Here is a 13,037-nt window from a genome sequence, read left to right on the forward strand (position 1 = left end):
TAAAAAAGTTAAAATTCAAATTCATACAACACATCAAAGGCTTGATTTACCCCAGATACTGATTGCAAGAAAAATCGTGGAAATAAACGATAACGCAAGGTTACTTCGGCTAAACCGTCAAATAATCCCACGCCGTATTTAATTTTTAAACGTGGCGTAATACTACCACTTACCACCACTTTTGAGCTATCGCCTACGCCTGATGTACCCAAATTTAAGTCTTGAATACCAAAGGTTTCGCCGATACCACCTACTAGTTTACCACTTTTTGCTAATCCCATACCGAGTAGAGCAGCCCCCACAGAACCGCTTGAACCAGATTCACCACTATTTTCTAATGAGCGACCTGTCAAAATATAAGATAACGCTTGATCCTGTGGCATACTTGGATCGGAGAAAACATCTACAGTTGGTGAGTCTGCCACACCTGTTACCTTAATCCCCGCAATCACTTTACTATCTTCCATGGCTTCTGGATTGCGAATGGCTTCAATGTTTAACAGGGGTTGAGAGGGTAATCCAGAGAAACTAATTTGCCCTTTACGAATTAACAAATCCTGACCAAAGGAAGAATAACGTCCTTTTTTTAAATCGATTTGTCCGTATAAACCTAATGTTCCTTTCTCTTGTTTAACGGATAATTTTCCTTCTAAATTACTTTCTAAACCATAGGCTTGCAGATTCACATCTTTGCCAATATTAATCGTCAAATCAGAGCTAATTAACATGCCAGATTCGGTAGTGCTTGCCATTTGTTTGGTGGCAAAAATATTCTGATTTTTCACCGCACTTTGGGGATCCAGAATTACTTCATCGCTACTGACGGTTACGGCACTTTCAGGTAAACTTTCCACTGCAATTCTCGCCCAAGGAATATCAATATTACCACTTAATGCCAATAATTTTGGTGTAACTTTCACGGTTACATTCGGACTTATTTGCAGTTTCGCCATAGACGGAATATTCAGTGAAAATTTATCTGCTTGAGCATTCATTCGAGCGTTCCACTGCTCAATATTTTTCCAATCTGCATCCCCCTCTAGCACTAAACGACTGTCCGTGGTTTGCACATCGCCTTGCAAGGTGGAACGATTACCATAGAAATTTAATGCTACTGTACCACCAGCAACTTCCACTGGCGAGGCTTTTAATTTGGCTTTTACCTGATTGATATTAAACGAACCATTTAACAGTGGAGCATTTAAATCACCAGCAAAGGTCAAGTGTGATGCCACCATACCTGAAATTTGCTCACCGTTGGATAATAACTGATTCATGATATTTAAGTTAACACCATCAATATTCAATGCTCCCGATAATTTACGTGCATTGATAATATCATTGATTTTTACGTCAGCATTAATACGACCATTATTTTGAATCTGAATATCTGACTGCACCACCAAATTATTATTGTCTAACTGCGTATTGACCGCCAATTTTGGAATAGCGAGTTTAAACGTGCGGTAGTCAATTTTTTTGGCTACATTCACACCGTCACCGTCTAGCTGTAAATCTAGTTTTAACGGTTTATTTTCATTCCATGCCACGGTACCATTACTGCGTAAAGTGCCTTGTAATAAACCATCTTGCTCGGCTAGTTTATTCACTAGAGCTAAATTTAACCGTTTCAACTCAAAGGGAATTTCACCATTTTTGCCAGCCTTAAAGGTTTGTGGAAAACATAAATCAATTTCCGTATGTTTCCAACAATGGCTGGAAATGGTGGCAAGGGTTTGTTTGTTATCAAACGCCACATCAATATTTTGGCTATTTATCACTTTCCCAATCGGAGAATTAATCTCCACTTGGCTTAAAGTACCTTTCCACACTTGTGAACTGCGGTCAAAACTGCCCGATAAATTCAATCCTCCTGCCACAGGTTCACCACTAGAACGTAACTGTAATTGGTGCGACTTTTCATTGCCAGATGCTGTGAGTTTGGCACTGGTTAATTTAATCTCGCCTTGATTTAATCCACTCAATTCTACATTCAAATTGCCTTGAATTTGTTGTTCTGTATTCACATTCCCTTTGGCTGTAACATTGGCGATTTTTAAGTCTTGGAATTGAATATTACTGCCGACTAAATCCACGTCTAAATTGGGTTCAGTGATATTGCCTTTAATATGTGCTTTGCCTAATAAAGATGCAGATAAATCAGGTAGCAAGCCTTTTAAATTGGGGGCGTTAATGTCTAAAGCAAAATCTGATTGTTCGCTTAATTTGCCTTTTGCCACAATATGATTTACACCATAATCTAAGCTAATTTGTGATGTATTAAGCAATATTTTATGGTCAGATGTGAGGCTACCTTTTAGGCTTAATGGATTTTTCGATAAGCTACCTTGAATATCCAATTCAGGTACGGCAATCGCCCATTGATTTCCTTGCACTTGCCCAGAGTTGGATAATTTGCCCGACAATACCGCAGGGAAAGTCGATAAATATGCCCCTAAATTAATTTTATTCAACAGCGTATCGGCTTGCCATTCTACGCCGTTTTGCCAATTTAATTTTCCCACTAAACCCAGTGAACCATCTAACGCATTAACTTGCAATTTTTCAATATCCGTATGCGAAATGCCACCTTTAGCTTGCAAAGCTAAATCCGTATTTGGTGTCCCCATGCCTTTGGCTTTACCATTTAGGCTTACCTCATAATCGAGTAAATTGCCCGTGATGTTTAAATCTACATTTTGTACCTTGAGCGGATCGTCCGTTTTATTAAAAGGGTAACTAAATTCAGATACGGCAAGGGTTAAATTAAGGGGGGTTTTTTCGCTATTGAGTTGTACATCACCAGTTAGTGTGGCATTGGCGACACCTTGTGTAGTTAATGAAAGTGCGGTGCTTTTTTTCAGATTTCCTGTAATGGCAAGATCCAGCGTGGATTGTGGTAATAAAATCTCGTTACCTTGCTTGAACTGGTTTAAATCGGAATGCAATGTTAAATTAATCGGCATATCCTGATCTAATTGCATATTCCCTTGAGCCTGAACATTCCCCATGGAACTGTTAATTTGCAAGGTTTGTAATGCGACTTGTGTTCCCGTGGCATCTGCTTGAACTTGTACATTTGGCACATCAATTTGTTGCACCAGTTTACCATCGGTAACTTGTTGATATTGCCAGTTTTTACCTGAAATATCTGGTATGTGAATATCAAATGGTAAGACAATTTCGGTAACGTTAGCCAATAATGCTGGCGTTAAACTTTGTTCAATTTGTTGCCAGTTTACTGGCTCGCTAGTTTGTTGTGCTGGTTTAAGCTCGTCTTTTGGCTCGCCTGAACTAGTTAGAATATAGGTGAGATCATTAAGTTGTGTTGGTTCAAGGGTTAATCCATTTTCATTATTTAAAAACACCGCACTTTGGAATTTTCCTAAATGTAGCTGATTATTATCAATACCTAACGCCAGACTATCTACTGCTACATTTTTGACTGCAATAGAAACAGGTAAGGTAATCCGCCGCATTTCACCATTTTCTTTTTCTTGTTCAGGTTCGGACGGTGGTAATTTGCTGGTATCCAGATGAATAACTGGCTGTTGCAAATGTAAATTTTCAATACAAATATCCGCTTTCAGTAAACAACCAAAATCAAATTGCAATTCCGCCTGAGCGACATTGGTTTGTACACCATCAGATTGAAACTGCACATCTTTCAGTAACAAACCATTTTGTAATTTGCCTTGTACTGCACCAATAGTTAAGCCATCCACATATTTTTCTGCTAATCCGACAGCCCATTGCGTGCCAGATTCTGTGCCTAAAATACTTGCTATGCCTACGCCAGCCAGTGCGGTAATGCCAGCTAACACACCTATTGCGACTAAACTGCGGTGTAAAATTTTGCTTTTTTTACCTTCTTTTTTACTGGCTTGTTGTGGTGTGTTTTGTTGAACTGGTTCTGTCATCACTAAATCTCCGCCCCTAATCCAATATAAAATTGAATATTTTTGCTGTCATCTTTATCTCGCACTGGGGTGGCAATATCAAACTTAACCGCTCCTACTGGTGATGCCCAGCGTACACCAACACCCACTCCGTAACGTAATTCTTCGCTACGATAAGAATTTGCAGCTAACCCTGCATCATAAAAAGTCGCCAGCCACCAGTTTGGATATACTTGATATTGATATTCTAGGGAGCCTGTGGCTAAACGTGATGCCCCGATTAGTTTGCCATTGCGATCTTTAGGGGAAATTTTCTTATAACCATAACCTCGTACACTGCGATCGCCCCCTGCAAAGAAACGCATGGCTGGAGGCATTCGGTTCAAGTCATCGGTATGTAACCAACCCAGATCTAATCGTCCTACAAAACGGTGATTTTCGGCAAAGGTTTTAATCACTGCACCTGATGCTCGTAGGCTGATAAAATTCACATCCGACAGCCACATTTTTTGTCCCCAATCTGCGGTTAAATTGACGGAATGAGCCCAACTTGGAAATAGCCCTCCCTCCAAATATTTATGACTAATACTTGCGGTTGGATAAAGTAAAAAGGTTTTATCTTCTACATCTGCTTGGGTAAATTTATCATAACGAGTTCGAACACCCCATGAATATTGCCAACCACTAGGATGATCCCAATAACGTAATGCCCCAAAGGTAATGGCGGTAGATTTAGTATCGGTACTGCTGTCATCCTCGTTTTCAATGCCTGCACTAAATTGATAATATTGATATAATGGACTTCTTAAACGTGGCATTTTGTAAGACATCTCAATGGTCTGTTTCGGATCAGAAATATAGAAATTAGATGAAAAGCTATGTCCACGATCATTAATCCAAGGTTTTTTCCAACCTAACTGCAAGCGAGGACCTACATCTGAAGAATAACCCAATCCCACTTCCATGGCATTTTTCTTTTTCGGATACATCAACACATCGAAATCAACGGTTTTATTTTCTTCGTTTAAGGTCGGTTTCATCATTACCGATTGAAACCAACCTGTTGATGTATAATCATTATTTGCTTGTAACACATCATTCAACAAATAGGGTTCGCCCTGTTGTAGGGTTAGCATATTGCGTAAATAATCTTCACGAATTTGTGAATTTTGGAAACGGAATTCACCGTAACGATAACGTTCACCGCTTTCAAATAATAAACGCCACCAAGCCTGATAGGTGGATGGCATCACTTCTAAACGATGAACCGAAAAATCTGCATCAAAGTAGCCCCGTTGAACGGCTAATTTTTGCACCGCACTTTTATAATCGTCATAGCTTTCGTGATTAACAATATCACCTTTTTTCGGCAGAGTCTTATTTAACGTCAAAAAGGCTTCATCTTTTGCCGCATCGCCTTCGATATGCACATCCGCTTGTTCGATCCGCACTGGTTTGCCTAATTCAACATTTGCGATTAGTTCTTTTCCATTCGGATCTAAGGTGAAATTTAATTGGAAATCATAATAACCAAAAACTCGCAAACCTTTGTAGATAGCCGCACGAACTAATTCTTGATAACGCTCTGAACCGTCTGCTTCTTCGGGATCAATTTCATTAATATAGATTTGAGCATTCTCTTTTAATTTTTCATCTTGGATACCTTGCAAACGCACAGTTACTTTCGGTGTAACTGCTTGTGATTCAGTATTTTGTTGTGTATTTTCAGACGGATTTTCTGCTGTTGCTGTATTTTGCATAGCATTAGATGAATCACCTTGTTGTTCTGCCAAGGTAATTGCAGGGTAGCTCAATAAATAACTCAATATTAACAAAGACAGCAATTTCTTGCTAAATTTCATCTTACTCAACCTGTAAAAAATTATTTCTCTCAGTATGTTAGTTTACCGTTCAAGAAGATAGTTCGCAATTATTGAATAATATTTATTTGATATGGATAAGTTCCACGAAGCATTTTCTTTCCTAGGTTTACGGAGATAAATATTAAAAGTAGGAAAAATCATTCTATTTCAATAGAATAATGCTTCCCTTAGGGTGCCTTTCTCTCTGGCAACGAAAACAGCAAGAAATCTAGGTTATAATTGATTTAGCATAGAAAATTCTTCTGGAAGAGTTTTATCACAAAGAAATAAATCAAACTGACTAATATCCCCTACATAAGCCTGTTGCACTTTATTTATTTTTGAATGGTCAAAAATCAAAATAGATCGTTGGGTTTTTGCCATTGCTCTTTGTTTGGTTTTGGCTTCGTCCAGACTAAAACAAGTTATCCCTTGGTGCATATCTACGCCTGCTGCCGAAATAAAGGCTTTGTTCGTACAAATCGCATCTAGTTCGGTACTTAATTGAATCGGAGTAAGAAAAGAATTATGTCGTGAATAATGACCACCACACAAAATCACTTCGCAATTTGGCTTTTCTTGCAATATTAAAAAGGTATTGATTGAACAACAAAGTGCGGTGAATTTTAGTGAAGAAGGAATTTGAGAGGCAATAAAGGGAATTGTCGAGCCACAATCAAAAAATACGACATCATTTTCTTGTATTAATTCTGCCCCGAGTTTTCCCACTTGCATTTTTTCGGCAATATGTTTAGTTTCTTGCTCAAAAATCAAATAACCATTCTCATTGGATTTCTGTGGATCTTTCACAATATAACCACCGAGCAATACAACAGATGAGCCTGTACTGGAATTTAAATCACGGCGAATGGTCATTTCCGACACATTAAGAATATCCGCAGCATCTCGCAGATGGATTTTGTCCATTTGCTTGATCAAAAATTCTAACTTTTGAATACGTGATTGCTTTTTTTTATCCATAACAGACCCATTTATGGTAAGAGATTAATAATCCGCTTGATTATCTTGCAAACCGCTGATAATTGCAATCCCTGCACTTGCTCCAATACGAGTTGCCCCTGCGTTAATCATACTAATTGCCGTTTCGGTATCTCGTACGCCACCAGAGGCTTTCACGCCAATATTTTCTCCAACGATTTTTCGCATCAAGGCAATATCTTCTACGGTCGCTCCTCCTTTATTAAAGCCTGTAGAGGTTTTCACAAAGCCTACATTCAACTCACGACAAATTGTACAGGCTTGCACAATCTCATCTTTGCTTAACAAACAAGTTTCCAAAATCACTTTTAAGGTTTTACCGTTGCAAGCATTCAATACAGCTTGAATATCTGCTTGCACATCTTCCCATTTACCCGATTTAATCCAACCCACATTAATCACCATATCAATTTCTTCCGCTCCAGCTTCAATGGCTTTCTGTGCTTCAAAGGCTTTCACCGCCGACAAATTCGCTCCCAATGGAAAACCTACCACTGTGCAGATTTTCACATCAGAACCAGCCAACTGTTGTTTAGCCAACGGAATATAGCCCGAATTAATACACACCGAACAAAAATGATGTTCCAATGCTTCTTGGCAGAGTTGCACAATATCTTTTTCCGTTTTTTCAGCGGTTAACGCTGTGTGGTCGATAAATTTTGCTAATTCATTAGGTTGCATAATTAACTTCTCCTATGGTTGTTTTTTGTGATTATGTTAATTTTATTTTACCGTAAAAATCTTTTAATTCTGTGATCTTTGTCACAAAAATAACATTTTAACTGATTTATACTGTATAAAATTAATTTTGTTAGAAATATCACATAAGACACTTGTGCTGAGAAATTAATACGATTTAATTATTCGGAAGTGCGGTGAAATTTACTGCACTTTTTGTGTATTTCTGTGATCTTGATTCCTAAAAATAGAATATACAGTATTTTACTGTTTAAATAACTATTATAATATGTTCTCGTAATAAGTAAGATAGGATTAGAAAAATGAGTAACATTAAATTATTTGAAAACAGTCAAATTCGTTCTATTTGGGATGCTGAAAAAGAAGAATGGTTTTTTAGTATCGTGGATGTAGTACAGGCATTGACGGAAAGCCCCAATCCCCGTGATTATTGGTATCGTGTTAAAAAACGGATGTCTGATGAAGAAAAATCTGAACTGTCGACATTTTGTCGACAGTTGAAATTGCTGGCAGGTGATGGGAAAATGCGAGAAACTGATGTGGCTGATATGACAGGTATTTTCCGCATTATTCAATCCATTCCTAGCCCTAAAGCAGAACCGTTTAAAATGTGGTTAGCCGAGGTGGGGAAAGAGAGAATTGATGAAATTATTGATCCAGAACTGACCATTGATCGAGCATTACAAACTTATCTGCAAAAAGGTTATTCGAGAGAATGGATTAATCAGCGTTTGCAAGCCATTCAGGTGCGTAAAGAATTAACTGATGCTTGGCAAGATCATGGCGTGAAAGCTGGGCGAGAATTTGCGATGCTCACTAACGAGATTACTCGGGCTTGGTCGGGTATGACAACGAGAGAATATAAGAATTTCAAAGGGTTAAACAAAGAAAATTTACGTGACAATATGTCAACCACAGAGCTTGTATTGAATATGTTAGCAGAAGCTGCCACCAAAGATATTACTCAAATAACCCACCCTGATGGTTTTGAAGAAAATAAAGCAGTTGCACAACGTGGTGGAAATGTTGCTAAGGTTGCTCGAGAAAGTTTGGAAAAAGAAACGGGAACACCAGTTATTACACAACAAAATTCCATTGATTTTGCTCAATTAATTGGCTATGTTTCGAGTGAAGCTAAGAAAAAATAATAGTGCTTGTTACCAAGACACTATAATGCAGTGAGAAATGAATAATCACATAATAAAAAAGGAGAACAATATGTCAGAAGTTTTTCATTTGGGCTTAACTAAAGCCATGTTAAAAGGGGCGAAAGTGGCGATTGTGCCAGGTGATCCTGCTCGTAGTGAGCGTATTGCTAAATTAATGGATAATCCTGAGTTTTTGGCTTCTACCCGAGAATTTACTTCTTGGTTGGGCTATGTAGGTGGACAACCTATTGTAGTTTGTTCCACAGGCATTGGTGGACCTTCGGTATCTATTTGTGTAGAAGAATTGGCTCAATTAGGCGTACGTACTTTTTTACGTATTGGCACGACAGGTGCAATTCAGCCACATATTAATGTGGGGGATTTACTGATTACTACAGGTGCGGTGCGTTTAGATGGAGCTAGTTGCCATTTTGCACCGTTGGAATATCCTGCTGTTGCTAATTTTGATTGTACCAATGCCCTTTTTGCTGCGGCAAAAAATCAAGGTGTGCAACCTTATGTTGGTATTACGGCATCATCTGATACGTTCTATCCTGGGCAAGAACGTTATGACACTTTTTCGGGTAAAATCTACCGTCATTTTCGTGGTTCACTCAAACAATGGCAGGAACTCAATGTGATGAATTTTGAAATGGAATCTGCCACATTGTTCACTATGTGTAGTGCGTTGGGGCTACGTGCAGGCATGATCGCTGGTGTGATTGTGAATCGTACTCAACAAGAAATTCCGAATGAAGCCACCATTCATAGCACTGAGCAAAAAGCTGTCGCAGTAGTGGTCGAAGCGGCTGGGAAAATGGCACAGGATTATGTTTAATAGGCTGATTGCCTAAGAGAAGAAGTGCGGTGGAAAATTTTGATATTTCCACCGCAGTTTGGAGCGTTATTTTAGGGATTCTTCTTTTTTCACTTCATCCCATAATATATCCATTTCTATCAGATTGCTTTGTTCGAAAGTTTTGTCTTGTTGCTGTAACTTATTTTCTACGGCACGAAAACGGCGTTCAAATTTGTGGTTGGCTTGGCGTAGGCTTTCTTCAGCGTTGCATTTTAAATGACGGCTTAAATTGACCGTAGCAAATAATAAGTCCCCCATTTCTTCTTGGATTTTAGTTTGATCTAACTGTGGTTGATTTAGTTCTTGTTTAACTTCTTCCAGCTCTTCTTGTACCTTGTTAAGCACATCATTAATATCCGTCCAATCAAAACCAACGTTAGCACATTTTTTCTGTAATTTTTCTGCTCGTAATAAGGCAGGGAAAGCATGGGGAATATGATCTAAAATAGACTGCGGTGCATTTTGGGGAACTTTTTCTTGGGCTTTCATCGCGTTCCAATTCGCAAGTGCTTCTTGTTCATTATTAGCTGATTTATCGCCGAAAACATGGGGGTGACGGCGAATGATTTTATTTGCCACTTCATCAACCACATCGTCAAAAGTAAATTTGCCATCTTCTTTCGCTAGTTGACTGAAAAAGACCACTTGTAATAACAGATCGCCTAGTTCTTCGCGTAGATTGGTGTCATCATTTTTTTCGATAGCATCCACGGTTTCGTAGGTTTCTTCAATTAAACAGGGGATCATTGAGCGGTAATTTTGTTTTAAATCCCACGGGCAACCACCGTTTGGATCTCTTAATTTAGCAATGAGTTTAGTAAAATCTTTTATTGAATATGCCATGGTGTCTTTCCTTGGTTAATTTTTCTAATCATCATAATAAAAAATCTATCTTTTTTCAAAAAAGATAAAAAAAGCACCGCAGTTACGGTGCCGATATTTAACTTTGTATTAGAAAGCATAACGCAAGTTTGCATAATAAGAACGACCACGTTCATTATAGGTACGAGCCGTTGTTGCATTACGATAAATGCGTTTATCTAAGAGATTATTTACACCTGCACGGAAGCTAAAATTATCGTTGAACTTATAGCCTACGTTAGCTCCCCAAATACCATAGCTACCTAACTGATATTGTTTAACAATACTTTCTCCCGTGGTATAAATGACTTGCATAAAGTTTTCAGGATTGACCACGGTTTTTTGTCTGCCGTAATGCGTATAGCTAGTATTAATATCCCATTGATCATTGATTTTCCAGTTTACCGTACTATTAATCGTGTATTTCGGCACGCTGGAAATTGGGTTGCCAGTATCTTTATTGACGTTTTTAATCATATAGGTGAAGTTGGTGCTAAGTGTCAATGTATCATCAAAGAATGGTAAGGTTAGGTTTCCTTCTACACCTTCAATTAAAGCACGTTTTGCATTTCCCCAACGATATACATTGGTTGCGGTATAGGTACGATAAACAGGAATACCATTTTCCGTGTTTTCAGTACGGATTTCACGCACATAACCGTTGGTTGGGGCATCAACCGTACCGACAAAATCGCCATTGGACACGATTTTATTGCGGTAATCGTTGTGGAAATAAGCAAGAGATAGCAATTTGCCATTATTGGTATATTCAAACCCAATTTCTTTATTCCAGCTGGTTTCAGGTTTGATATTCTCATTACCTAGGAAATAGCAAGCACGACCCCAGTCAAAACCACCAGCATTGCTGTTGGTGTATGGATTTGCTCTTGTCCCTGTTCCGCCTGTGGCATTCAGTGCATTCGGATTTGACCAAATATTCGCACTATCAATCGGACAACCATTACTTGCATTGACCAATAAATAATTCGGTGAAGATTGGTATAGGTTTGGTGCTTTATAGGCACGTGCAACCCCACCTTTTAATTTCCAATTCTCATTGATTTGATGAGAAAGGTTTAATGATGGACTCCAGTTTGAGCCTGAATTAGTGCTGTAATCAAAACGTACGGCAGGTGTCACAATGGTTTTATTATCGGATAATAAAATATTATCTTCTAAGAAAGTGGCATACTCATTTTGTGCCACTTTACCACTACGACTATTATTGTCTAACCATGGGATTACGCCGTAAGTTGACATAATTTGAGTCATTGATGCTGAATCATCTAAAGCAGAACGAGATGCCTCAACCCCGAACGTGGCAGTATGTGTTGAACTGCCTATAGTAAACGGAATATATAATTCATTACTAAAACGATAATTTTTCAAAATACTCGATGACTTAGTTAAACCGTTATAAGCCCCTTCTGTACTGCCTAATAAGCCTTCTGGATAACGATAGTTTTTGGTTTTATCAAAGGTGAAATAAGTACGACTATCAAATGCGCCCCATTTACTTTCATGTGTGAGACTATAACTTTGGCGGTAAAGGGTGGCTGTTTCTGCTCGGAGTAAAGCAAGATCATTACTGATAGCTTGCGCACTGTTGACTAAGACGGAACTATTTTGTGTATCGCCGTTATAAATATTGCCTTGACGACTATATGATGAATCAAAGGTCAATTTTTGATTTGATGTAATATTCCACACTAATTGACCCGATACATCTTTATTGGTTACGCCCTCACGTCCCGCATAAAGGGTATTTGATGAGGTTGCCGCACTGTTCGTCTGAGCCACTTCTCTGGCATTAATATTCATATCATCGGCATCTGTTCTGGCGGTATTACCATATAAACGAAAACCCAATACATCTTTAATTAATGGACCACTAAAATTAAAACCAAGGCGATTGGTGTAGCCTTCTTTGCTATCTTCGGGTTGTTCGGTATAAAAATCAAGACTACCGTGATATTCTTCGGTAGGGGATTTCGTTTTAATATTGACCACACCACCCATTGCCCCTGAACCGTAACGAGCTGCCGCTGGACCACGCAGCACTTCAATCGATTCAATGGCATCAGCAGGTACCCAGTTAGTATCACCACGTGTATTACGTGTGCCATTTCTGCCATAACGTTCAGCATTGCGAGATTTGACTGGTTTACCATCCACTAAAATGAGCGTATTTTCAGGTCCCATTGCACGAATATCAACTTGGCGTTTATTGCCACGCGCTCCACCTGGTGCATTGGTACTCAAGGTAACACCAGGTTGCTTGGCAATAATTTCGGAGAGATCATTTTCTACGGGATTTTGCTCAAGTTCCTTGTGATGAATGATTGAAACACCCAAAGATTGCTTAACTTGTTGTTCCGCCGTCACATTGATAGCGTCAAGTTCAGTTGTATTCTCGGCGTAAGCTGTAGCAGATATGAGTGCTAAACTGACTACGCTGAGTTTAAATTTTTTCATTGGCTTTCCTTAAATTAGTACAGAAAATAAATTAAAAGCGGTCAAAAATAGTAAACTTCTGACCGCACTTCTAGTGTATTAAAAAACAATACCACATAACATAGCAAGCACATTGGCTTAGAGATAAATCCTACTATAAATAGGGGTCGCTGTAAATACTGGTTTATAGCGATATGGAGTGTTAAAGATATGTTGAAACCCCTTATTTCTTATAATAAATTTTTGTTTTTTTCAA

Annotated in this window: 8 protein-coding genes; 2 read left to right on the forward strand and 6 right to left on the reverse strand. The window is 38.6% G+C overall.

Going from position 1 to position 13,037, the window contains the following annotated elements; genetic code table 11:
• Positions 1 to 8: 8 nt before the first annotated feature.
• The 4 genes from O1Q80_RS02695 to deoC form a co-directional block, all read right to left on the reverse strand.
• The gene (locus O1Q80_RS02695; RefSeq protein ID WP_386695533.1) at positions 9 to 3,920 is read right to left on the reverse strand and encodes a translocation/assembly module TamB domain-containing protein; all 3,912 of its coding nucleotides are present in this window, start codon (positions 3,918 to 3,920) and stop codon (positions 9 to 11) included.
• Positions 3,921 to 3,922: 2 nt separating this feature from the next.
• Positions 3,923 to 5,761 carry an autotransporter assembly complex family protein gene (locus O1Q80_RS02700; protein WP_386695534.1) on the reverse strand — a complete coding sequence of 613 codons (1,839 nt, stop codon included), beginning with the start codon at positions 5,759 to 5,761 and terminating at the stop codon, positions 3,923 to 3,925.
• A 234-nt stretch (positions 5,762 to 5,995) separates the two neighbouring features.
• Positions 5,996 to 6,742, reverse strand: coding sequence for a DNA-binding transcriptional repressor DeoR (deoR, locus tag O1Q80_RS02705; RefSeq protein ID WP_386689060.1), 747 nt, complete (start codon positions 6,740 to 6,742; stop codon positions 5,996 to 5,998).
• Between the two features lie 24 nt (positions 6,743 to 6,766).
• Positions 6,767 to 7,441, reverse strand: a complete 675-nt coding sequence (deoC, locus tag O1Q80_RS02710) for a deoxyribose-phosphate aldolase (RefSeq protein ID WP_386695536.1) — start codon at positions 7,439 to 7,441, stop codon at positions 6,767 to 6,769.
• Positions 7,442 to 7,761: 320 nt separating this feature from the next.
• On the opposite strand from deoC, the gene O1Q80_RS02715 reads away from it, so the two are divergent.
• Positions 7,762 to 8,607 (forward strand): Bro-N domain-containing protein, encoded by an 846-nt coding sequence (locus O1Q80_RS02715; protein WP_386695538.1) that lies wholly within the window; start codon positions 7,762 to 7,764, stop codon positions 8,605 to 8,607.
• A gap of 70 nt (positions 8,608 to 8,677) precedes the next feature.
• Positions 8,678 to 9,445: a uridine phosphorylase gene (udp, locus tag O1Q80_RS02720; RefSeq protein ID WP_386695540.1), complete on the forward strand. Its 768-nt coding sequence runs from the start codon at positions 8,678 to 8,680 to the stop codon at positions 9,443 to 9,445.
• A 66-nt stretch (positions 9,446 to 9,511) separates the two neighbouring features.
• Here the strand turns inward: udp and mazG are convergent, their stop codons facing one another.
• Positions 9,512 to 10,309: a nucleoside triphosphate pyrophosphohydrolase gene (gene mazG, locus O1Q80_RS02725; RefSeq protein WP_386689068.1), complete on the reverse strand. Its 798-nt coding sequence runs from the start codon at positions 10,307 to 10,309 to the stop codon at positions 9,512 to 9,514.
• 108 nt (positions 10,310 to 10,417) lie between these two features.
• Positions 10,418 to 12,802 carry a FepA family TonB-dependent siderophore receptor gene (locus O1Q80_RS02730; RefSeq protein WP_386695542.1) on the reverse strand — a complete coding sequence of 795 codons (2,385 nt, stop codon included), beginning with the start codon at positions 12,800 to 12,802 and terminating at the stop codon, positions 10,418 to 10,420.
• Positions 12,803 to 13,037 lie beyond the last annotated feature (235 nt).

This window comes from Lonepinella sp. MS14435 (genome assembly GCF_042485795.1).
GTDB lineage: Bacteria > Pseudomonadota > Gammaproteobacteria > Enterobacterales > Pasteurellaceae > Lonepinella.